Annotated in this window: 19 protein-coding genes; 15 read left to right on the top strand and 4 right to left on the bottom strand. The window is 53.5% G+C overall.

Translation table 11 applies throughout. The features are described from left to right. The first annotated feature begins 526 nt into the window (after positions 1–526). The 4 genes from K0B87_05025 (at position 527) to K0B87_05010 (ending at position 7350) form a co-directional block, all read left to right on the top strand. On the top strand, positions 527–2122 hold the full coding sequence (locus K0B87_05025; protein MBW6514099.1) for an FG-GAP repeat protein: 1596 nt from the start codon (positions 527–529) through the stop codon (positions 2120–2122). A gap of 10 nt (positions 2123–2132) precedes the next feature. Continuing rightward, positions 2133–2462, top strand: a complete 330-nt coding sequence (locus tag K0B87_05020; GenBank protein MBW6514098.1) for a hypothetical protein — start codon at positions 2133–2135, stop codon at positions 2460–2462. Between the two features lie 281 nt (positions 2463–2743). After that, positions 2744–6358 carry a VCBS repeat-containing protein gene (locus K0B87_05015; GenBank protein MBW6514097.1) on the top strand — a complete coding sequence of 1205 codons (3615 nt, stop codon included), beginning with the start codon at positions 2744–2746 and terminating at the stop codon, positions 6356–6358. Positions 6359–6429: 71 nt separating this feature from the next. Next, positions 6430–7350: a 3-phosphoglycerate dehydrogenase gene (locus K0B87_05010; GenBank protein MBW6514096.1), complete on the top strand. Its 921-nt coding sequence runs from the start codon at positions 6430–6432 to the stop codon at positions 7348–7350. 69 nt (positions 7351–7419) lie between these two features. Here the strand turns inward: K0B87_05010 and rpmA are convergent, their stop codons facing one another. Both rpmA and rplU read right to left on the bottom strand, forming a co-directional pair. Further along, a complete protein-coding gene (gene rpmA, locus K0B87_05005; GenBank protein ID MBW6514095.1) occupies positions 7420–7686 on the bottom strand; it encodes a 50S ribosomal protein L27 in 267 nt (88 codons plus the stop codon). Between the two features lie 11 nt (positions 7687–7697). Further along, positions 7698–8012, bottom strand: a complete 315-nt coding sequence (rplU, locus tag K0B87_05000; protein ID MBW6514094.1) for a 50S ribosomal protein L21 — start codon at positions 8010–8012, stop codon at positions 7698–7700. Between the two features lie 251 nt (positions 8013–8263). Here rplU and K0B87_04995 point away from each other — a divergent pair, with 251 nt between their 5' ends. The 4 genes from K0B87_04995 (at position 8264) to K0B87_04980 (ending at position 13464) form a co-directional block, all read left to right on the top strand. After that, positions 8264–11083: a T9SS type A sorting domain-containing protein gene (locus K0B87_04995; GenBank protein ID MBW6514093.1), complete on the top strand. Its 2820-nt coding sequence runs from the start codon at positions 8264–8266 to the stop codon at positions 11081–11083. Between the two features lie 30 nt (positions 11084–11113). Beyond that, a complete protein-coding gene (locus tag K0B87_04990) occupies positions 11114–12187 on the top strand; it encodes a hypothetical protein (protein MBW6514092.1) in 1074 nt (357 codons plus the stop codon). Further along, positions 12184–12777, top strand: a complete 594-nt coding sequence (locus K0B87_04985) for a hypothetical protein (GenBank protein ID MBW6514091.1) — start codon at positions 12184–12186, stop codon at positions 12775–12777. Before K0B87_04990 ends, K0B87_04985 begins: the two co-directional genes overlap by 4 nt. Positions 12778–13014: 237 nt before the next feature. After that, on the top strand, positions 13015–13464 hold the full coding sequence (locus K0B87_04980; protein ID MBW6514090.1) for a hypothetical protein: 450 nt from the start codon (positions 13015–13017) through the stop codon (positions 13462–13464). Positions 13465–13497: 33 nt separating this feature from the next. Here K0B87_04980 and K0B87_04975 read toward each other — a convergent pair whose 3' ends face one another. Then, positions 13498–14058 carry a hypothetical protein gene (locus K0B87_04975; protein ID MBW6514089.1) on the bottom strand — a complete coding sequence of 187 codons (561 nt, stop codon included), beginning with the start codon at positions 14056–14058 and terminating at the stop codon, positions 13498–13500. A gap of 200 nt (positions 14059–14258) precedes the next feature. Between K0B87_04975 and K0B87_04970 the strand changes: the two genes are divergently transcribed. The 5 genes from K0B87_04970 to K0B87_04950 all read left to right on the top strand — a co-directional run bounded on the left by K0B87_04970 (position 14259) and on the right by K0B87_04950 (position 19367). Further along, positions 14259–16478 (top strand): carboxypeptidase regulatory-like domain-containing protein, encoded by a 2220-nt coding sequence (locus K0B87_04970; GenBank protein MBW6514088.1) that lies wholly within the window; start codon positions 14259–14261, stop codon positions 16476–16478. Between the two features lie 203 nt (positions 16479–16681). Next, positions 16682–17164 carry an adenosine-specific kinase gene (locus K0B87_04965; protein MBW6514087.1) on the top strand — a complete coding sequence of 161 codons (483 nt, stop codon included), beginning with the start codon at positions 16682–16684 and terminating at the stop codon, positions 17162–17164. After that, complete coding sequence (gene thpR / locus K0B87_04960) at positions 17165–17716, top strand: RNA 2',3'-cyclic phosphodiesterase (protein MBW6514086.1); 552 nt, start codon at positions 17165–17167, stop codon at positions 17714–17716. A 12-nt stretch (positions 17717–17728) separates the two neighbouring features. Beyond that, a complete protein-coding gene (gene recA, locus K0B87_04955) occupies positions 17729–18784 on the top strand; it encodes a recombinase RecA (protein ID MBW6514085.1) in 1056 nt (351 codons plus the stop codon). 19 nt (positions 18785–18803) lie between these two features. Continuing rightward, positions 18804–19367, top strand: a complete 564-nt coding sequence (locus K0B87_04950; GenBank protein ID MBW6514084.1) for a RecX family transcriptional regulator — start codon at positions 18804–18806, stop codon at positions 19365–19367. A 266-nt stretch (positions 19368–19633) separates the two neighbouring features. Here the strand turns inward: K0B87_04950 and K0B87_04945 are convergent, their stop codons facing one another. Next, positions 19634–20389 carry a hypothetical protein gene (locus K0B87_04945; GenBank protein MBW6514083.1) on the bottom strand — a complete coding sequence of 252 codons (756 nt, stop codon included), beginning with the start codon at positions 20387–20389 and terminating at the stop codon, positions 19634–19636. A 460-nt stretch (positions 20390–20849) separates the two neighbouring features. On the opposite strand from K0B87_04945, the gene K0B87_04940 reads away from it, so the two are divergent. Both K0B87_04940 and K0B87_04935 read left to right on the top strand, forming a co-directional pair. Further along, positions 20850–21203: a hypothetical protein gene (locus K0B87_04940; GenBank protein MBW6514082.1), complete on the top strand. Its 354-nt coding sequence runs from the start codon at positions 20850–20852 to the stop codon at positions 21201–21203. A 118-nt stretch (positions 21204–21321) separates the two neighbouring features. Beyond that, complete coding sequence (locus K0B87_04935; protein MBW6514081.1) at positions 21322–22569, top strand: hypothetical protein; 1248 nt, start codon at positions 21322–21324, stop codon at positions 22567–22569. Positions 22570–22768 lie beyond the last annotated feature (199 nt).

Raw genomic sequence — 22768 nt, 5'->3', positions numbered from 1 at the left:
ATCTATCTGTCCGAGCCCTTGGAAAAGATCAGGGAACTACAGAAAAGACCCATACCGGTCGAGTCGCCGCGCGACGGGCTGGAGCCCTGCTCCGTCGGCTACGCCTCCTCCGCAGGGCTCCAGCCCGCCGCAATAAGGTAGCTTTTGATGAAAAAGAACTTGACTTGGATTAACAAGATGAAAACAATGCAATTTGCCGCTTGGCCTTACATAGATTGTGAGTAACGAGGGATATCAGATGCCCTCAAACAACCTGAGAAACAACGAGTTGGAATTTACACCAACATTTGGGACTCAACATTGCTTTTTTATCATCATCGATTAATTTAGGAATAGTAGGTTCATGGCATAAGATGGCCATTGGATTGAAAATTATGATCATGAACATAGCGTGATGCGTGCCGATACGGGGTTTATCAATATTTAGTACAGATATTGCCCCAATAAGTTTACTGGACGCCAGAGTGTTTTTGTTGGTTAGAATAAGTAACTAACTCTTAGACTAAGAATCATTTCAGGAGGAATGTTGGTTTCGAGCAGATTTGCTTTATCTTTCTTTTTGATAATTATGCCCATCTATGTAATGCATGGTTTAAATGACATGCCTCTGCTGGCGCAACTGCAGGGTGAACATAATGCGTCTGCTTTTGGTTACAGCATAGTGAGTTTAGACTTTAACCATGATAACTACGATGACCTGATAGTGCTCTCAGCTGGTTATGGTTGGGTGTATCCCTACACGCCATCCCATGGGAAAGTCTATGTATATTATGGTGGGCTCGGTTTTAGCTCCGCATCAGAGCCAGCCATGACCTTGGAGGGAGATTATCCCCAAGGAATGCAGAGAATGATTGGCTCAATCATAAATCCCGGTGATATAAACGGGGATGGGTTTGACGATCTCATTATTGTAGACAGAAACCCAGACGTTACCGGAAGTGTAAGACTCATGTTTTACTTTGGTGGAACATGCGATTTAACAAGCCCTGATATGATTGAATATCCTCTGCCCGGTGAAAGCATTTACAATATGTACGAACTTGGAGATGTTGATGGAGACGGATTTGGTGATATTGGGATTTCCTATCAGATAAACTATTATACTTATTTCGATATTATGTGGGGAGGGACTTTTACCCGGCAAAACATACTTAGTTTAGACTTTGCAAGCGGAGCTCCTGACGGATCAGTTATTGGGATTGGAGACATCAATAACGATGGATGTCATGATTTTTCCATAGGATATCTTGGTGAGCAACAGGGAGATGAACAATATTCTACCGTCAGAGTGTACTATGGAAACAACAGTAGAGTTTTTTCTGATTATACACTTATGATTCACACGCCATATTCTATCACAAGGACTTGTAAGCCACTTGGAGATGTAAACAATGATGGATTCGACGATTTTCTGGGCTATATAGACAATTTTGGAATGAAGGTTTGGTTAGGGACAATCTCAAATCTTCCTATAAATCCAAACGTCACTTTAACCCCAGTTTTGTTTGGTAACACAAGGGTTGGTGGCGTAAAACATGGGGATTTTAATGGTGACGGCTTCGGTGATGTAGTCGGTGCAAGTTACCAAGCAAGGAGATTTGCTGTATGGCTCGGTAGTTCTATTATGAATGGACAATCTGATTGGCAAAAGCCCCATACTATAGAAAATTATGGATATGACGTTGCCGTTGGAGACTTTAATGGCGATGGATATGATGACATAGCTGTATCTGCACCATTTGAGGAGGGTATTTGGCCATATCATGATTTTCGCGGCTATGTATTTGTTTATGCAGGAAATCCTGGAATGGTCGCTAATGATGACCCAAGTGCGCCACAACTATCAGATCGATTACAAATGAGATTGAGTCCCAATCCCGTACTAACTAACGGTGAGATCACAATTTCAATATCGGGAGTGTATAAAAACAGAGAAACGCCCCTACAAGTTGAAATCTTTAACCTCAAGGGTCAAGTCATGCATCGAATAGAAGTCAACAACATGTTGTCTAATGAATTGGTCAGCACGGTTAATATCTCCAACTATTCTTCAGGTATGTATTTATGCCGAGCAAGAATTGGCGATCAATCGACCATCAAGAAATTTACCATCATTAAGTAAGGAGATCATCATGAAAAAGTACTGTGCCCTTTGTTTACTTCTTTTATTGGGTATAAGTGTGTGGGCAGTAGATGCCAATGAATTTCTGATAGGAGCTTATTCTCAGTATCAGATAAGATACGCTGGGAATAATTATGTTGCAAATTTCGATACACTTGGGGTGTATCTTAACAATGCTGGATTTAATGCTACTGTTTACAGCTTAACCTCAGACTACTCATATCGATTATCATCTATTCTTCAAAAACTTCATGAATTAGATATCAAGAGCTTTTCTCTTCCCCTCTTTTCACGCTGTCTATCATTTGATTATCCACTGTCTATCACTTGTCTATTATAGACAAGTGATAGGCAGTGGATAGACAAGTGATAAAGAGCCAGGCAGGAGGGAGGAAAGGGCTGATTGGGAAGTTTTTTCAGAAATGAAGAGGGCTCAGGGCCTCTGGGGGATGCCGGAAGACAGACCGGAAGACAGGCTGGGAGGTACTGTTATAAGCCGGAAAGCAGTCAGTAAGGGGCAAAAGACCCGGGGCAAGAAATTGCTTGACTGATATCGGCTATTCTTATTTTATGATATTTAGTGAAAAAAACTATAAGAAATGCCCAAACAGGATGCTAAGAATGAAGAAACTACTCGTAATGATAGGACTTTTGGCCCTTGGCGCGGCGGCTTTCGCGCTGAGCCTGGACCTGAGCATTGATGCCAACGGCTGGCAGGGCCAGTACCGCGGCTCGCAAACCGCGCCCCTGCTGGAACCTGGCGTTCCGGCCCTGAACTATTTGCCCGTCCGGGTGCTGATCCCCTTTGGCGAAAGGATCGAAAGCGTGGGCGTGATCCTCTCTGAGCCTCAATTGCAGAGGAACGGGGTCGCCCTGGATTACGTTCGCGCCCAGCAGCCGATCTCGCTGCCCGCGGCGGACACGACGGTCCCGGAACCCACTATCTGGAATGCGGATACGCTTTTCCCCGCCAAGGATTTTGACTATCTGGGCAGCCAGTTCATGCGCGGCCACCAGATCGCCGTGATCAACGTCTATCCTTGGAAATACAATCCCGTGCGGGGCGAGGTCTTTTCCGCCTCCAGCCTGCGGATCGAGGTTCAGACAGTCTGGGACGAAGACCTGGCCAGCAATTCTGCCAATTTCTTCACCCGCGCGCGGGACAACTCCGACATCCGTGATCTTGTCCTCAACCCGGACGCCCTTCATTCTTACGTTTCCGCTCCCGCCTACCGTTCGCATGCTCCCCAGAGCAGGCTGATCGACCTCAGCGTGCCCAAAAAGATGATCATCATCACGGACTCCGCCAGCGAACCGCTCTTTCAAAACTACATCCAATGGCGCGCCGCGCAGAACGTCAGCACCGCGCTGTACCTGGTTTCCGACATCTACGCCAGCTACACCGGGGCCGACAACGCCGAAAAGGTGCGCAATTTCATCAGCGATGCCTATCAGACCTGGGCCAGCAGCTCCGAACCTCTGGAATACGTGATCCTGGGCGGCGATGACGAGATCGTTCCGGAACGCGGCTGCCGCGGCCAGGTGGGCCAAACTCAGGACAACCGGATGCCCACGGACATCTATTTCAGCAACCTGGATGGAGACTGGAACGCCAACGGAAACGATATCTGGGGCGAGATCGCGGACCAGGTGGACATGCTGCCGGAGGTCCACATCGGCAGATTCCCCGCTGAGACGGCTGCAGAATTCAACAACATCCTGCGCAAGACCCAATACTACGTCAATTACAACACTTTCAGCAACAACATCTCGGTCATGTTCGGCGAAAACCTGAACTGGAATCCCGTCACCTGGGGCGGCGACTACAAGGACGACGTGGCCCAGCATATCCCGGAATCCTATTTCCTGCGGACCATGTACCAGCGCGACGGGACCTACAGCGAAACCGGGGTCTGGCACGCGATCAACGAAGGCGCGCACGTCATGAACCACATGGGCCACGCCAATGAGGTCTTTCTCCTGGGCCAGAGCAACGGCACGATCGAGCAGCTTCAGAACACGGAATACGGATTCTTGTACTCCCAGGGCTGCTATCCGGCCGCCTTTGACCAAAGGACCAGCGGAGACGGGGAATGCATCGGCGAACACCTTTCCACCACGAGCGGCGGTCTGTTCGCGTTCATCGGCAACACGCGCTACGGCTGGTACGCGCCGGGCAGCATCAACGGCGCCTCGCAATTCTATGACCGGGAGTATTTCATCGGCCTCTATGAAACCCTGAACACCAGGCTGGGCCAGGCTCTCACCTATTCCCGCCTGCAAAACCTCAATGCCGCCCTCAGCAGCGACGTCATGCGCTGGTGCTACTACGAGATGGTGCTCTTTGGCGATCCCTCCATCGAGGTGAAATATCCCGATCTTTCCCTGCCCTTGCTGAGTCTGGAGGATTACACGGTCTCGGATGTGGAGGGTGATAACGACGGCACGGTCAACCCCGGGGAGATCATCCGCCTCCATCCCGTGATCAGCAACCATCAGGATTGGGCGACGGCCTACAACGTTACTGCAGAACTGACCGGCCTTCCGGACGGAGTGGTGAACCTCGGCGGCGCCATCACGATTTCGCAGCTTCAGCCCGGCCAGACCAGCGATCCGGCGCTCCATTTCAGGCTGCAGCTCCCTCAGGACGTGACCTACGGCACTTTCACCGTCACCATGGAACTGGAATCCATCCATCCGACCACCCAGCTCAGCACCGGAAAACGCAACTATTCAATGACTTACGAGATCACTCTGATCGACGGCCGCTTCCCCTGGGATTGCCAGGTGGGCAGCAAATCCGCGCCCCTGGTCTATGACCTGGATAATGACGGCAGCCTGGACATCGTCTATCTGGACGTCTATGGCGAAGCTTATTACATAGACAACCAGGGCGAGGAATTCGGCGGATTCTACACTCCCCCGAACCAGGACATCATGCGCAGCCCAGCTTTGGGCGACATCACCGGCGACGGAGAGCCGGAGATCGTTTATGCCAGCCGCTTCGGAAGGGTCTATGCCGCGAGCCTTGACGGGACCGAGGTCTTTGACTACCAGGGCGGAAGCCCCTTCCTCTTCACACCCGTGATCGCCAAACTGGATAACTCCGGAACGGAGAAGGTTTTGGCCCATTCCTTGAACGGAAACCTGCATGCCATCAACCCCGACGGCACGGTTGTGAACGGATTCCCGGTCGATCTGGGTTGCCCCTTCAGTTCGGAACTCGCGGCCGCGGACCTGAACGGTGACGGTCTGCTGGAGATCATCGCGGGCTGCCAGAACGGCAACCTGCACGTGCTTTCGCCTTCCGGAACACCCTTGCCGGGCTTTCCGGTGCAGGTTGGCGGCGTCATAACCGGCTCGCCCACCGTCCTGAACAACGGTTCCATCGCCGTGGGCACAAATTCCAGCCTGGTGCTGGTTTCCTCCAGCGGAGAAATCCTCTTCAGCAAACCCATCCAGGCCTCCATGGCCTCCGGAGCCGTGCTGGGCGACCTCGATCTGGACGGCGAACTCGAGATCGTTTTCGTGACCCTGGGCGGCAGGCTCTACGCTGTTAACCAACAGGGCAGCGACTTGCCGGGATTTCCGCTCGAGGTTGGATCGATCTTCAATTCCCCGCCGTTGCTCGCCAATCTCGATGCCGACCCCAATCCGGAGATCCTGCTCTCCAGCTATGTCAATTCGGTTTTTGCCTATAAACACGACGGCTCACCCCTGGCGGGATTTCCTTTCGTCACTTCCTTCAATGGCAGCACTCCGGGCACGCTCTGCGATTTCGACGACGACGGCATGCTCAAGCTCATAAACGGCTATTCCACAGGCGTTTTGATGCTTAACCTGCGTCGCCCCGAAACCCCGGTCATGCCCTGGATCACCTATCGCGGCTCGCTCAAGCGCCATGGCAGTTTCGCTTCCACGGGATATCTATCCAACACCGATCCCGTCACTCCGGTCTTTGCGAACTCCCTTTCCCAGAACTATCCCAATCCCTTCAACCCCAGCACCACCATCTCCTTCCAGATCGCGGAAGACGGTGAAACCCGGCTGGCCGTATACAACCTGAAGGGCCAGTTGGTGCGCGTATTGAAGGACGAGTACAGCTCCCAAGGCAGGCACAGCGTGGTTTGGGACGGCAGGGACGAATCCGGCCATCCCGTGGCCAGCGGATTGTATCTGTACCGGCTGCAAACCCGGGATGCCAGCCTCACAAAGCGCATGCTGCTGGCCAAATGAGAAAGGTCTTGACAAGCAAACTGAGCTTTCAGAACATAGCAACATAAAAATATACCGATAAGGAGTACCCGATGCACAAAGTACTGATCGCCACGGAAAAAGCTTTTGCCGCGGAAGCGGTGCAAAAGATCAAGGCCGAACTTGACGCAGCCGGCTATCCCCACGCCTGGCTGGAAAACTACACCGATGTGAAGGATCTCCACGCCGCTGTGGCAGACGCGGAAGCCCTGATCATCCGCAGCGACAAAGCGGACGAGGCCGTCTTCGCGGCCGCGCCCCAGCTCAAGATAGTCGTGCGGGCCGGCGCCGGATACGACAACATCGATCTTGCCGCCGCCACAGCCCACAACATCGTTGCCATGAACACTCCCGGCCAGAATTCCAATGCCGTCGCCGAACTGGCACTCGCTTTGATGATCTATATGGCGCGCGGAAAGTTCAACGGCAAGAGCGGAACCGAACTGGCCGGCAAGAAACTGGTCCTCTACGGCTTTGGCTTCGTCGCCCGCTATCTGGCCAGAATGGCCAAGGGCGTCGGAATGGTCGTCTACGCCTACGATCCTTACCTCAGCAGAGAGATCATGACCAAGGAAGGCGTCATCACGCTGCACTCGGTCGAGGAGATCTTCAAGACCGGAGATTACATTTCCCTGCACATCCCCGCCACCGCCGAGACCAAGAAGTCCATCAACTGGGACCTGCTCAGCCTGGTCAAACCAAACTGCATTCTGGTCAATACCGCGCGCAAGGAGGTCATCGACGAGGACGCGCTGCTCAAAGCTTTGGAAGAAAAGAAGAAATTCCGCTATGTGAGCGACGTCGAACCTGACAACAGCCGACAACTGGCAGAAATCTTCGCCGACCGGGTCTACTGGACCCCCAAGAAAATGGGCGCCCAGACCGAGGAAGCCAACATCAACGCCGGCGTGGCAGCCGCGAAGCAGATCATCGCTTTCTTCGAAAAAGGCGACACCACCTTCAAGGTCAACTGAGCCAAGTTTACCCCACAGAAAAACCCCCGGCGATCACCGGGGGTTTGTTTTTGCTAAACTGGTTTTGCTTTATTCAGAGGTTTCGACCGGCTCCACGGACACATACTTGCGCCCGGTGCCCTTGGTCTCAAATTTCACATAGCCCTCGATCAGGCTGAACAAGGTGAAATCCCTGCCCATGCCGACGTTTTGGCCGGGGTGAAACTTGGTTCCCTTCTGGCGGACGATGATGTTGCCGGCCAACACGTGCTCGCTGCCGAACTTCTTCACGCCGCGGTATTTGGGATTGCTATTGCGGCCGTTGCGGCTGCTTCCAACACCTTTTTTATGTGCCATATCTCAACTCCTCAAACCCGGATCCCGGTAACTTTGATCTCGGTGTATTGCTCACGGTAACCTTTTTTCACCCGGTAACCTTTCCTTTTCTTGAAATGGTAGATCACCTTCTTCTTGCCTTTACCGTGGTCGATCACTTCGGCAAGGACTGCTGCGCCTTCTACTACGGGTTGGCCGACCGTGATCTCCTCATCATTGCGGATGAGGAGCACCCTGTCAAATTCCAGGGCCTGGCCAGGTTCCGCCGTATTCAGTAGGGGAACGCGCAGGATTGCGTTTTCTTCAGCCCTGAACTGAAATCCTTTGATATCAACGATGGCGTACATCTTGACTCCTTGTTTTCATATGAATTTACACAATTTTTGGAGGCTGGATATCCGTCAAGTAGAAATTTACGCTTCCCCAAACGGATGATTCTGGACGTTTGGAACAAAAAGTGCAAACATCTGCCAATATCCGCCGGACGTCAAATTCCGCACGCTTTAACAGATTTTACGGAAAATCGCTCCCCCGGTTCCAGCTGAGATCGTCTTATATAGATATATATGCAATGGCAAGAACTGCCTTGGGAGGTTTCATGCGTACCATAACCGCAATGTTGGCTATACTGCTTCTGGCCGGCCTGGCCGGAGCCCAAACTCTGCCCCTGACCGATCTGGGAACGGGACATTTCAGCGGCGGGATGGGAATTTACGCCTCGGGCGACACCCTCGCCCTGGTTTACAACAACAAGCCGGACAACGATCCCAGCACAACCGGCATGATAGTTTTCCGCAAAAGCACGGATGGCGGGGCTACCTGGAACTCGGTGAACGTCGCCCCCAGCCAGAATTGCCTCACCCAGCCGACCCTGCACTACTCCGCCAGCGAGATCATCATCACCTACGCCAGCGGTTTTGACCGGCTCATCGCCCGCTCCCTGGATGGCGGCGTGAACTGGCAAACCTGGCAGGATGACCCGGCATTGAACACGGGCCGGACCTTCGAGAACAGCCCTTTCACCGAGCGCCGCGACAGCCAGCTTAAAACGGCCGACCTGCTGCTGCCCTATCCTGAATACGCGCAGGCCGCTTACTGCCAGCCCGATGACCCGGAGGAACTGCAAGTCCCGCAGATATTTACGGACAACGACAGATCTGTAAACGACACCCAGCTCTACTATCAGGGAACCGATGAGATCAGCGGTGTGGTACGCGCCAATTCCGATATTTGGATCAGACAGGCCGGAGGCGGCATCAACAACGGCTGGCCCACCTTCCACGCTCCTGTGATCATTTTCGGAGAGGTCCACTCCGCCAGTGGAGCCTATCCTGAGGACCAGATCTTTTTGGGTGGCCTGATCGAGAACGCGCCTGATCTGGAAATATTCGGTTCACCCAGGCACACAGCCCAAACTGTGGGTCCGGCATACTACGATCCCGACAGGATCATGTTGGTGGACGTTAATGGCACGGGTTATACCGCGTATATGGGAATGCTGACGGAGCCGGAGACGGTGCAAATTCCGGTCTATGCCAGCTATCCCCCCGCGGGAACCGCCGATCCGCTCTATTACAACAGCTTCACGGTGCGGGACACGGTCTGGTCCTTTTACTCCATGGGTTCCTGCGCCAACTCGACGAATTTCGTCCACTCCAAACTCTGGATCAAGGGCAATTTCTATTCTCGCCAAACCTGGGCTGCGGCGGATACGATATATCTGGTGGGGTCTATCACTCTGGCAAACACTCCGGTCGGCCAGGCCCCAACCGATAATCAGACCGATTTTGTCAACCTGATCTCGGAAAAGAGCATCCTGCTCAAATACGGCTACTGCAATCCGGTGGATTCACTCCGCCGCCATCCTTTCTGCGGTTCAGACCCGGGAGTACTGCCCATCTACGCCAATCTTTTCGCGCTGGGCAAAAGCCCGAACAACGATCCGCGCAAGGACGGGGTTTTCACCTTTGAATACCAGCACCCGCATCCCTCCGTTCCCGCATACAACTACAACGGGACCCTCTACGACAATATCGACCTGCACCGCTACCGCTATCCGCAGGAACCAGGATTCCCCTGGGCCACAACCTCTCCAGGCAATCCGCAGAATCTGAAGATCGACCTGCCCTGGTACAATCCCCTCTGGCCGGAACGAACGCCCTATCTGGAACGCGGCACCATCAAGGTTTGGGGCAGCATCTTCCAGAATCGCCGCGGCTTCCTGCACCGCCCCTATTATGACGTCGAATGGCCCAGCAATGGGGTTTGGGACCCTCCCCAGGATCTTTGCGGTGGTTCCAGTTCCCCAGCCCAGGTTCAACATGTCGACCCGGTTTTGGGTATTGAACTCATCAACGTCAATTATCCCGGTGCCACAGGTTCCGGAGTGGGCTATAAAAAGCAGCACGCGCACGATCCACGCCACAATCTGAGCGATCTGCAGATGGAAGCGGATATCGACGTGCAAAGCATGTTGAAACTGGGCCTGGCCCTGTGCCGCCAAACCGCGACAGGCAGCGAACGCTACCATCTGAGACCCCAGTTGCGCCGCACCCGCTCTAAAGATCTCACCCGGCTGGGCGATCATGCCCTTTACAGCGTGAATGACCTGCTGCTCTTTGCTGCTGGGGACGAAGTTTCCGACTGGTCCGCCTCCACAGAAAGCGAAGGCCTGATCCGCGGCATGGAACTGGCCCCGGACGGCTCGGCCCTGATCTGCCAATATCGCTACGAGGACCAGCAGCTGAGGCTGAAAGTGAGCAAACTGGCCGCCACCACGGGATCTTTGGTCTGGGAACGCGACTATCAGGCCTGCAGCCAGCTCAACGACATCGCCATCCTGCCCAACGGCCAGCAACTGCTTGCCAAATATGAGGATAACGGCTATCTCTGGCTCTGGCTGCTGACCGACGCTCCCGGCGAGCAGCTTGTCCGGGTATGGGAAACGGATCCTTATACTCCGGACCAGATCGACCTTGCAGGCTCCAGGCTTGTTCTGAAGGCGATCAATGACGAAACAGCCGATATTTTCCTCTGGCTGAGGGTTCACGGCAACGGCGAAAACCAGCCGGGGACAGTGTTTCACGCCCGGTCTACCATCACGGTGCCAGTCAGCGATCCCGTCGTACCCCCGGTTCCTGAAGCGCGCCTCAGCGCCTGGCCCAATCCCGCTTCCGGGCAGATGAACATCAAGCTCGAGCTTTCCTCGCCCATGCCGCATCAAGTGGAGATCTACAACCTGCGCGGACAGCGGATCAGGACCCTGTCAAGCGCGGTTTCTAATGCCAGCGGGGAATACGAATATCTCTGGAACGGCCTGGACCAGAGCGGCAAGTCCGTGGGCGCCGGAGTGTTTTTCCTGCGCGCCTCCGCGGATGGAGTAACTTTAAGCACCAAAAGGATTTGCCGGGTCCGCTAAGCCGCTTATATTATCTCGCAAGGAGAAGCAATGAAAAGATTTTTGCTCCTGATCGTACTGGCCGCGCTGATGGCTAGCTTGAGCGCGAATGTTCTCATACCCAGATACATCGCGCGGGTCTGGTTCGACGACACAGACGACTTCCACGTGATGTTCGGAGACGAAGCCTTTTGGGAAGACTTCGACGTCACCGACCTGAGCTTCACCACTTCCGCCGGCACCTACTATCTGCCCGCAACATACGTCCAGCCGGGCGAACCGACTTTTATCATCAACCTGAGCCAGGAGATCCCCGGTTTCACGATCCAGCGGAACGAAGATTTCCTCAGCATGGCCATACCCTATCAATATTTTCCGGAAGAACTGCGCTGGGGGCCCCAGAACGACCTCAGCGTCCACATTCGCCCGCTCGGCCAGGGCCAGGCCGCGGTGCAGGTCCGGATCGACGTTTACACCGGCTATGGTGAATACGACAGCGCGCTTACCTGGGCCAAGGACAGCCAGACCCTATGCCCCAACTCCTATGAAGTTTTCTCCAACTCTACTTTGGGCATTCATCTGGAGGACGCAAACGGCGCTCCAGCAGCCGGCATCCCCATCTACAGCAGCCATTTGAACTACGCCGCGGCCTCTGATCTGTACTACTGGGGCTCGACCAATACTTACGGCAACTGGGAAAGGACCGGAGACGCGATTCGCCGGAGCATCCTGGTCATCGACCCGCAAACCGCTGATCCCGTGATCCAGGAACTGATCTTTCCCGAACCCGGCGAAACGATCCAACTGAGCGGGGTGCTGAGTTCCTCCGCCGGGAACGATCCGCACCTGATCCCCTCCGCGGGTGTTCTGAGCCTGCATCCTTCGCTGCTCAATCGTTCTTCCGGCAGCGCGGTCAATCTGAAGTATGAATCTCCCGAAAGCCTGGACCCGACAGCGGAATTGCGCCTCTATGACTTGCGCGGCAGGTTTCTGGCCGGCAAGGCGATGCCCGCCTCGGGAATAGCGGTTTGGGATCTGCCTTTCCTCGGCAGCGGGATCTATTACATCGCGCTGAGCGAGGGGGACAGGATCCTGGGCAGGGCCAGGATCACCGTCATCAAATGACGCTTCGCGCCTTTCTCTGTCTTTTGGCCCTACTGCCGGTTTTGCTGGCTGCACAGCCGCAGTTCAGTTTCGAGGGCGAAAGGCTGGAATTTACGCTGGTTCGGGGCGCGGGTCCCGACTCGCTGGTCTGGACCGTGAGCGGGTATTTTTACCTCAGCAATCTGCACCACGAGGCCCTCAGCCGGGTGATCGCGTTTCCGGTCCCTTCCAACGCGGAGATCGGCAGCGCCGAGAACCTGGAACTCGCTCTGGTCGAGCCCGCGGACAGCATGGCGGTTGAACTGCTCGCGCAGGGCGCCAGTGGCTTCAGTTTCAGCCTGGACCTGCCTCCGCGCAGTTTCGCCAAGTTGCGCATACGCTACAGCCAGAGGATCAGCGGAAAAACCGCCCACTACGTGCTTTTGACCGCCAATTCCTGGGGCCGGCCACTGCCCTTCTGCGAAATGACCCTGCTCCTGGAACCGGGCCTCGAACTGGAGGAATTGCCTTTCCCCGGGCCTGATTTGAGTTCCGGGGAGGCGGGAACGCTGTATCACTGGCAGTTTCTGGATTTTAGCCCGGAACGGGACTTCAGCGTCAGGCTCAAATAATCCGGGCAAAATCTCATTTTTGCTATCGCCATATTTAACAGTAAGTTAACTTCTCCACCCCCACCCCGCCCCCCTTATCATTACGGTGTCATTACGGACTCACTACGGACAAAGTCCGTAATGAGTCCGTATTGATAGCGTATTGACAATGGGGGCAAACGGATTAATATATCCATAGGATGCCTTCTCAATTAGCAATTGGCCGGCATTCAAAGCAAGAAACAAGGAAGGACAAGCATGAGAACCACCAGAGCAAAACTGTTGGGTGAATTCACGGGGAAGCTGGACGGCCTCATCTACTACCGCCGCAGGCCCGGAGGCAAGATCTACGCTCGCAAGCAGTTCACCTTCAAAAAACACCCCGGCCAGCCCGCCTTTGCCGGCGCGCAGAAAGCGATCTACGCCCTCAAGCCCTCGGCCGGCTATAAGCGCGACCTGAAGGACTATTTGCTGCTGTACAACCAGCTTGCGGAAAACGCGGAAAAGCCTGCCGAGACCTGGACAAACCTGTACAACAAGCTGATGTTCGCGATGCAGAAAGCGCTGCCCGGCCAGGTCGTCCTGAAGAATATCACCCGCGCCCAGATAACTGAGCAAAACCTGCCCTGCGCCACGGTCAAAGACGCGGTGGAAGCCGGTTTGCTGCCCGCCGTGAAGGATTACGAGAGGCTCAACAAACCCATCTGACCGGCAAACTTTTAGAGGCGGGGCCAGTCTGGATCAGTATTTGAGGTCAAAGGCGTAGCGATAGCCCAGGGAAAATCCGAACCTTTGAATTTCGGGAATCTTGTTCACAAGTTGCGGGTTCCAGTAATCTCGCCGGTCGAAAGCTTCAGATGATATCACATAGAGGATGTCGAAATCGAACCCGTGCCGCTTCTTTTTGCCGAACATGAATTGCGAGCCCAGTCCGGCAGTGAAGCCTGAGCAGGATTCGCGAATGTTTGGTTCCTCTGGTTCACGATCTACATATATGGCCCTGTTCGTCCCGTAGAGGAGAACAGCTTGGGGACGCCAGGTTTTGGTTGAAGGTCCGTAGAAACCTTTCACGCCAAGTACTACACCCGCGGTATAACCATAAGAGCCAACCCCAATTGTGACTGCGGCGGTATCGAAGAAATAGACGTCGGCATTGAGCCCCAAACCACCGTAGGGAGTGCCATATCCCAGGCCCAGACTGCCTTTATTGTCCGGGATCGGGGAAATCTCCGCTTCCTGGGCGAAGCAAAGCGCGCCCATAAATATCGCGAGGGCAAGCGACAACACAGTTCTTTTCGACATTGTAAAAGCATCTCCCGCATCGTTCTGTTTCTGGAAAACACTTTCGGGCAATGCGGCCCCGCCTGTCAAGAGTTTTCGCCGGCTGAGTAAAAAAATCAACAGCAATGGTGAAAAAGGCCGGTTTGAGCGCGGCTTTTCGCTTGACACAAAGCTGGCGCAAGATAAGTTGCGCGAATTGAAAATATTTCAAGGAGTTGATCATGAGAAAGACAGTTTTAATACTGACAGTTATTTTGAGCCTGGCCCTGGTGCTGATGTCCTGCGGCAAGAAAACGACCAAACCGGAAGACACCCCCAATGTATTGGACAGCAATACCATAGTGCTTTCCGGCACGGTGCTGGAAGCTGTGCAATCCTGGGGTGAGAACGATGAGTATCTGAGCATTCCCGCGGGCGCTGAAACGCAGGGGCTCGCGGTGGGCAAGATCATTGTGGGCGGGCCGTCCGCAAACTTTCCCGACGGCTTTCTGCGCAAAATCACCGCCATGGACGTGACTGAAGATTCCTATACCGCGGTAACCGAACCCGCGAGCATAGCGGAAGCGCTGGAATCGGGATACCTGGCTTTCAGCCACACCCTGAGTCCGGACAGGCTCGTATCCACCCAAGCCGCCCTGCCGGGGGTCAAACTGGTTCCCAATTCCAAGGGCACTTTCGGTTTTCAAATCAACACCGTGCTCTACGATGAGGATAACAACCCCAATACGACAAACGATCAGGTCGTCTTCAACGGAACTGTGGATCTCGACTTGGGCTTCGCCGGACACATCCATGTTCAGGGCAACCGTCTGAAAGGCATGAGAATCGTAGCCAACGAAGAGCTCGACGTCAACGCGGATGTTTCCAGCAGTGTCAGCTTCTTCGGGATCGACCACCAGGTGCAGATCTTTTCCCAGGCCTTCCAGCCGATCGTTTTTTTCATGGGCCCCTTCCCCGTGGTCATGACCCCTGTTCTGGACATGAATCTGAACCTAAACGGAAACGCCACTGCCACCATCACTCTGGGCTATAACTACACCAATACCGTCTCCGCCGGGATCAAATATGAGAACAACTCCTGGACCCCCATCCACACCATAGACGAAGATGGAAATTCGGACATGGAAGATCCCCTTGCTTTCAACATCAGCTATAGAACCTCACTGCAACCCCAACTGAGCGTTCTGCTTTACGGGCTGGCCGGACCATACGTGGCCCTCGGTGCCTATGGCGAAATTGTGGTGGATCCCCTGCAAAGCGTTTGGTGGAAGCTTCTGGGCGGTTTCTATGGTGAGGCGGGATTGAACACAACAGTCCTCGATGACGTTCTGCCCCAGGCCGGACCTTGGGAACTCTTTGACACCAGCTTCATCATCCGCCAGGCCGCCAATCCCATCCAGGGAACTCTGCTCGGGCAGGTGAAGGACGCCGTAACCTTGCAGGGAATTCCCGGTGTCAATGTTGGCGCTTTTGTGGGAAATGAACTCATCAGCTCTGGGAGCACCGATGCGAACGGACAATTCCAATTCGACATGGAAACCGGAACGGGATATCGCATCCTCTTCACCAAGGATGGCTATCACGACGTAACCTACAACAACGTGGCAGTTTACGGAAACCAGGAGACCACTTTGGAAACCGTGATGCAGATAGATGAAAGCTACGCTGGAGTGGGAACCATCAACGGTCATATTTACAACGCCCTGAACGGACAGCCCGTGTCTGACGTTAACCTGGTCTTCCGGACTGGCCTGAACACCAGCGCCGGAAACACGGTGGGAAGCGTCAGCACCGATTCCTACGGTTATTACAGCATCGCCACCCTCAGCACTGGAAACTACACTGCGGAAGCCTCCCGAGACGATTTTGTGACCACCTATTTCAATGTGGTGGTGGTTGGCGGAGAGACGATGTCTGGCCAGGACGGCGTTATCACACCCATTATGGACGCCACGGAGATCCGCGTTGTCCTCACCTGGGGCGCCACACCTTCCGACCTGGATTCCCACATCACCGGCCCCAATCCCGCGGGCGGGAGATTCCATGTCTATTATGCCAACAGCGACTTCTATTACAACGATGTGCAGTATTGCGCTCTGGATTACGATGACGTGACCTCCTACGGCCCGGAAACCATCACCATCTACACCCAGAACGATGGACTCTACCGCTATAGCGTGCACGATTATACAAACCGCTACAGCACAACCAGTTATGCCCTCAGCAACAGCGGGGCGACCGTGCGCGTCTATTTTGGCAGCAATCTGGTGCAGACCTTCTTCGTGCCGTCCAATCAGATCGGGACTTTGTGGACCGTTTTTGAGCTCTACGGCACGCAGATCGTGCCCAAAAACATCATGTCCAATGAAAGCGACCCCTACTCAATTACCAAAGATGATCAGACCGACGGGGCCCTGCTGCAGGACCTGCCTAAAAAGTAATCCAAGCTTCAAAAACTCTGGAAAACTCCCGGGCCACGAGGTCCGGGAGTTTTTTACCAATACAAGCCCGGAGCGCTGATTTTCCCTCGGCCAGGGAAAAAATGCCACCCTTAAAACATGGCCTGATACGGGAAAAACTTTTCCTTGACAAGCGCCTGCCCGCAGAATATCTTGCCGGCATAATTATAGCAGAGGTGTGCAGCATGGAACTCAGGCTTGAGCAGCTTAAATTCCCCTCCGACGCCAATATCATACTGGGCCAGACCCACTTCATCAAGAGTGTGGAGGACCTGTTCGAGGCAATGGTCAACAGTGTTCCCGGGATAAAGTTCGGGCTGGCATTTTGTGAGGCCTCGGGACCCTGCCTGATCCGCAAGGAAGGCACGGATAGCGAGTTGATCGAATGCGCTGTGGAAAACATGTATCGCCTCGCGTCCGGGCACAGCTTCCTGATCGTGATGCGGGAAGCCTTTCCCATCAACGTTTTGCCGGCTGTCAAAGACTGCCGCGAGGTGGTCAGTGTCTTCTGCGCCACCGCCAATCCGGTCCAGGTGGTGATCGCCAAAACAGACCAGGGCAACGGCATCCTGGGCGTGATCGACGGTTCGGCGCCGAAAGGGATTGAACTGGACACCGATGTGACCCATCGCAAGAAATTCCTGCGGGATATCGGATACAAGCGCTGAATGAAATACCGCAGTTTCATAGCGCTGGAGGCTCCCGCTCAGGTCCATGCCTGCCTGGCGGATAGGCTGGCGGCGCTGAGAACGGTCCGGGGCGTGAACTGGGTCAAGGAGCAAAACCTGCATCTGACCCTGCTCTTTCTGGGTGATGTGGAAAGCGTCCTGATCCCTGAACTGGAAAAGGTCCTGGACGCCCACACGGCCCGCCGGAATGCCTTTTCCCTGGCCCTCAAAGGCTTGCAACTCTTTCCAGCCAAGGCTCCGCGCCTGGTTTGGGCCAGCCTCGCCAGCCAGGACGACGCGCTTTCCCTTTGGCACAAGGAATTGCTCAAAACATTGCGGGCAGAGGGTTTCGAGCCAGACGCCAAGCCCCTGCGGCTGCATATCACCTTGGGCCGGATCAAATCCGCCCTGCCGGCGGATTTAGAGCGCGAGATCATGCAAAGCGCCGTGGAACAAGGCTTTTTCGCGTATGATACGCTTACCCTCTACCGTAGCGTGCTCAAGCCGGAGGGACCGACCTATCACGTTTTGAATCAATACAAACTACCATAAAAGGAAGTAAAAATGCAGGACAAAAACAAAGAAACCGCATTGAAGACCGCAATTTCTCAACTGGAGAAAAAATACGGCACCGGTACGCTGATGCGCTTGGGCGACAAGCCGTTGCAAAACGTGGACGTGATCCCCACCGGGGCTTTCAACCTCGATCTGGCCCTGGGCATCGGCGGAATCCCGCGTGGCCGGGTAACCGAGATCTACGGCGCCGAAGCCAGCGGCAAGACGACCCTGGCGCTGCACATCGCGGCTGAAGCACAGAAACTTGGGGGCATCGTGGCTTTCATCGATGCCGAACACGCTCTGGACACGGCCTACGCCAAACGCCTCGGCGTGCAGATCGAAGAGATGCTGCTTTCCCAGCCCGATGGCGGCGAACAGGCCCTCGAGGTCTGCGAAACCCTGGTCCGCAGCTCCGCGGTCGATCTGGTGATCGTGGATTCCGTTGCGGCCCTGGTTCCCAAGGCTGAGATCGAAGGAGACATGGGAGACAGCCACGTGGGGCTGCAGGCCCGTCTGATGAGCCAGGCCCTGCGCAAGCTGACCGCCATCGTCTCAAAATCCAACACCGCGGTGCTCTTCATCAACCAGACCCGCATGAAGATCGGCGCCACGGCCTACATGAATCCGGAAACTACCTCTGGCGGGGTGGCTCTCAAATTCTACGCCTCCCTGCGCATGGAAGTCCGCTTTGCAGGCGGGATCAGGCTCGGCGGCACGGATACCGACGTCATTGGGGCCAAGACCAGGGTCAAGATCGTCAAAAACAAGCTCGCTCCGCCCTTCAAGACTGTGGTTTTTCCCATCATCTTCGGAGAAGGGATCTCGCATCTGGACATCATTCTGGATATGGCCATCGACATGGGCATCGTTAAAAAGAGCGGGTCCTGGTTCTCCTACGAGGACACCAAACTGGGCCAGGGGGCCGAGAAAACCAAGCAGTACCTGAAAGAAAATCCATCTCTGCTGCAGGAAGTCGAGACCAAGGTCAAAGATAAGGCCAATCCTGAAGTCCTCTTTGATTCCGAACGAGTCGATGACGCTGAGGATAATACCAAGGAATAGATATTCCGCGAGCGTCGAATTGGATGAAACTTGTAGGGGCATCCTGCCTTTGAGGGTGCTCCTGCCCCTTTATCCGGCTGAGTTTTGCGGAGATATCTCTGACGCTGAGGCCAAAGAACTTCTGGACCTGCTCAAAAAGCAGGCCCTGTACCTGCTGATGGACTATCTGGCCAAGGCTGAGCACAGCGAGTTCCAGTGCCGCAACCTGCTGAAAAGGAAGCAGTTCGAAGCTTCCATCAGAGAGGAAACCATCGCCCGATGCAGGGAGCTGGGCTATCTGGACAACGCCCGCTTTGCCGAGGTCCTGATCAACTCCCATATTGCCCGCCGGGCCAGCAAACGCGCCATCAGCGCCAAACTGCGGGAGCAGCGCATTGCTCCTCTGATCTGGGAACCGCTGTTGGAGGAGCTTTACGACAAAGAGGAAGCCGCGGATAATCTTTCCTTGCTGCTGAAGAAATATTGCGCCACGCATCGCGGGCTGGAGCCGCAAAAGCTGAAGGAGAAAGCGTTTACCTATCTTTTCCGAAAGGGGTTTGACCTCGGGGATATCCAGGCGGCTTGGGAAGATCTGGGTAAATAAAAGGGGCTCACTTTCAAACTGAGTGGGTCGCTTTCATGCCCAGACATCATGCCCAGTATAAACTGACACCCAAAGCTGCAAGTTGTGACACAAGGGGAAAGTGGGGATAAGGCTTTGATTGATGGCGAGATACGATGGACTGGTTATGGAAATGTCCAAGCGCCTATTTGGACGTTTTTGGACTGTTTGCTGACACTATTACTGCAAATTAGCGAGGCGTTTGGACAGGCTTTGGAAAGAGCAGTTGGAAAAACGGAACTTTGAAATTAGAAAAAGCGCAATTGGAGTGCGATTGTGCCGATCAGGAAAGCTCCGTAATTCCAATCTGAGTCTAAAACAAGAACCGGATAGTCTATATTAAATGGTTGGAGGATAATCTGTTGCCTGTGGTGGTCGATCTGCACCTTCTTGATGGTGAGACCATCCTCAGTTCTTACAACTGCAATTTTACCATCGGCATTTTCCCAGCTTAGGTCGCTCTTGATGACCACAATGTCCTGATGCTGGATCACAGGCTCCATACTCTGTCCATTTACTTGAAAGACAGTATATTGCTTGGGGTTGCCGGGCAGGAATGAGACCGGCAACTGAATCTGACCCACCTGACTCCACTCGTCCCTGATCTCAATCGGAGGTCCAGCAGCAATCTCTCCCACGATTGGAAAGGTGATAGATCTAGTGGGATCGAAGTCCTGATTGGTGATGGGATGCAGGATTGGAGAGATGACGGCTGGGGTTGATGTGTCTTGATAGTTTTGGTTTGTAGGTACCTGATTGGATTGGATGAGCTCCTGGAACTCATCTTTAGCATACATAGAGCCATTTCCGGTAAAGAGCCAGTGGAGGTTGATCTGATCTTTAGAAAGGGCTTCCAGGAACTCAGGATCGGGATAGCGTTCGTTCAGTTTGTATCTTGATAGGGAGGCACGGGAGATGCCGTATTTATTGGCAAACTGGTAATCCTTGAGCCGCATGGCCTTAATCACCAAGCTAAGGCGCTGTCCGATAGTCGGTTTATTCATTGTGGTCTCCATACAGTAACTTTGCTATTGACTATATCCGCATGGCTGCAAGATTAGTTCCAGATGCCATTCTGCTGCAAGGCGGTTTGGAGTCAATACTAAAGATTATAGTGTGACCCAGGTGGATTATAAAGTATTGCCGGAGAATGCGTAAGAAAGCTGGCAAACTCGCAGAAAGGACTTCCCAAGGTTCTGCGCTTGTGGTTGTTAGCACCCTACTAATACATAAGAGAGGTGTAGAATGACTACCAAGAAACGCTGCCAATCGGAAGTGCAGAATCGGACGAATCAAGGCAATGTCCAAGCGGGTACCCCTGTCCAAGCGGGGGTGGGAATGAGGCTTAACTCATTGATAACTATGATGAGAGGCCAAAATGTCCAAGCGCTTGACCGCATTTTTCAAGATTCCAAACTGAAATGTCCAAGTGGGTCGCAGTTTTTGAAGGACTTGGACATGGACATGAAAGTCGATTTTATCTGGCTACCCATCGATAGGGTTGCCTTACTGATGAACAAGAATCTGAAGACGATCAGAAGAATGGTGGATGCGGGGAAGCTGACCGCAATTAAGCATCAGATACCTACTAAGAACGGAGCCACGATCAAGACCTTTGTGCTGGCCACCGAGGAGATCATTCAGGCTGAGTATGACAGGTTCAGAGATAGCCTGCGCAAACCGGAGTTGTACTTTGAGGAAGAGATCGAACTGGGAGTACACGTCTATCCCAGTGTGTTCCTGGTCTACTATGATAATGGTAAAGATCTAGTTGAGAAGATCAGCGAGACAGCGGGAGGTTCAGATGTTTCCCTATAATGGAAGACCGACTGAGGAGTTCCTGAGAGAATACCGCAATAAGCTGAATGAACTGCAAGAACTGATGGAGAGCCAGGGTTTGAAATTGCAAATCAAGAGTGGCGGTAGATGCATTGTTATGCCCGAGATAAAAGCCGGGTTGGGCAAGGTGAGTAAGAATACTGATGTTGATGGCAATAACATCAGTAGTGATACTACCGATACCGATAACAGCTTCATGCTTGCCTACAGCCAGCAGTACAATGCCAAGGCCGTCAGTTCAGAAGACAACCTGGAGTCCGAGACAGTCTATGAGACCTACGATGACTATCTGGAGTTCGAACGCAAGCTCACTCTGATCCACGAAGCCAAGGAAAATGGTGTAGTGATCGACTTCTCCAGTGACTTTCTCGATCTGGCTCCGATAGAAGAGGAAAGGCTGCTATACAAGGAAGAGGCTCAGCACTATGGCAGGTTCTGCCAGGAAGTGATTCGCAGGATATATGGAGCGGAGTCCAAGATTCTGGCCTGGAAACGGATCACCAGTGACTATAACGGCAAGAGACTGGTTCCGGAGTTGTATAACCTCAAAGGACCCAGGAAAGAGAGATCGCTTAGAGAATGGCTGCGCATCTACCATGAGACCAATCTCGATATGTATGCTTTGATCCACAAAAGTAAGGGTAAGTACAAAGAGCGTAAGATCAGCTATCAGGAACAACAATACCTGTTGCACCTGCTGCTCAATCCCAATCGCATCAAGATCGGTTCTGCCATCACCAACCTCAAACAGATGGCCAGAAACGGGATCATTGAATCCCAGGCTAGTGAACGGACCCTCAGACGCTGGTGCGAGGAATGGGCTGCCAGGCATCCCGCAGAATGGCATCAAGCCAGAGATGGCAGCAAGTTTGTCTCTGAGAATGTCATCAAGAGCATCATGAGAGATGATAGCAGCTTATCAGTGGGACAGGTATGGGTAGCGGATGGACATACCCTCTCCTTCGATATCCTCAATCCCCAGACCGGCAGAGCCCAACGCATGACGATGATCATGGTGATGGACTGGGCATCAAGATACCCGGTGGGAGCTTCACTTGCCTTTACCGAAGATAGCCAGCATATCCTAACTGCCTTCCGCAATGGCTTCATCAACTGCGCTCAGATTGCGGATAACAATAGCGGTTCCATGGCAGTGCTACCCAAGTATGTCTATCTGGATAACGGCAAAGCCTTCCGAGCCAAGCTCTTTCATGAGAGATGGGAAGAGCATGACCTGAACAAGGAGCTGGGAGGTATCTTCCCCCGGCTCAATATCGGAGTGAGGTTCGCCGAGAGTTACAATGCCAAAGCTAATACAAATTCCATGTTGACAAATCATATATAGTGATTATCTTGTCTCCAAAATCTAAATACTGGAGGCGAGATGCCACGACCAAAAGACCAATCGTTGCAGGAAGTATTCCTGAAAGCGGAGCAGGCTTTATCTGAGATCAAAGATGGACGCCTGGTGATGAAGTTGTTAGCAATCAGAGGGTACAGCAATCAACAGGCAAAGGACATCGCTGCATTGTTCAATACTCAGA

The organism is Candidatus Syntrophosphaera sp. (assembly GCA_019429425.1).
GTDB lineage: Bacteria > Cloacimonadota > Cloacimonadia > Cloacimonadales > Cloacimonadaceae > Syntrophosphaera.
The sequence above is the reverse complement of the archived record's forward strand: the minus strand, read 5'-3'. Positions and strand labels throughout refer to the sequence as shown.

Coding starts and splice junctions, on each gene's coding strand:
- K0B87_05010 (MBW6514096.1), top strand. CDS start 6,430: ATGCACAAAGTACTGATCGCCACGGAAAAAGCTTTTGCCGCGGAAGCG.
- K0B87_04945 (MBW6514083.1), bottom strand. CDS start 20,389: ATGAATAAACCGACTATCGGACAGCGCCTTAGCTTGGTGATTAAGGCC.
- K0B87_04985 (MBW6514091.1), top strand. CDS start 12,184: ATGACGCTTCGCGCCTTTCTCTGTCTTTTGGCCCTACTGCCGGTTTTG.
- K0B87_05015 (MBW6514097.1), top strand. CDS start 2,744: ATGAAGAAACTACTCGTAATGATAGGACTTTTGGCCCTTGGCGCGGCG.
- K0B87_04975 (MBW6514089.1), bottom strand. CDS start 14,058: ATGTCGAAAAGAACTGTGTTGTCGCTTGCCCTCGCGATATTTATGGGC.
- K0B87_04995 (MBW6514093.1), top strand. CDS start 8,264: ATGCGTACCATAACCGCAATGTTGGCTATACTGCTTCTGGCCGGCCTG.
- K0B87_04980 (MBW6514090.1), top strand. CDS start 13,015: ATGAGAACCACCAGAGCAAAACTGTTGGGTGAATTCACGGGGAAGCTG.
- K0B87_04940 (MBW6514082.1), top strand. CDS start 20,850: ATGAAAGTCGATTTTATCTGGCTACCCATCGATAGGGTTGCCTTACTG.
- thpR (MBW6514086.1), top strand. CDS start 17,165: ATGAAATACCGCAGTTTCATAGCGCTGGAGGCTCCCGCTCAGGTCCAT.
- K0B87_04990 (MBW6514092.1), top strand. CDS start 11,114: ATGAAAAGATTTTTGCTCCTGATCGTACTGGCCGCGCTGATGGCTAGC.
- recA (MBW6514085.1), top strand. CDS start 17,729: ATGCAGGACAAAAACAAAGAAACCGCATTGAAGACCGCAATTTCTCAA.
- rpmA (MBW6514095.1), bottom strand. CDS start 7,686: ATGGCACATAAAAAAGGTGTTGGAAGCAGCCGCAACGGCCGCAATAGC.
- K0B87_05020 (MBW6514098.1), top strand. CDS start 2,133: ATGAAAAAGTACTGTGCCCTTTGTTTACTTCTTTTATTGGGTATAAGT.
- rplU (MBW6514094.1), bottom strand. CDS start 8,012: ATGTACGCCATCGTTGATATCAAAGGATTTCAGTTCAGGGCTGAAGAA.
- K0B87_04970 (MBW6514088.1), top strand. CDS start 14,259: ATGAGAAAGACAGTTTTAATACTGACAGTTATTTTGAGCCTGGCCCTG.
- K0B87_04965 (MBW6514087.1), top strand. CDS start 16,682: ATGGAACTCAGGCTTGAGCAGCTTAAATTCCCCTCCGACGCCAATATC.
- K0B87_04935 (MBW6514081.1), top strand. CDS start 21,322: ATGCCCGAGATAAAAGCCGGGTTGGGCAAGGTGAGTAAGAATACTGAT.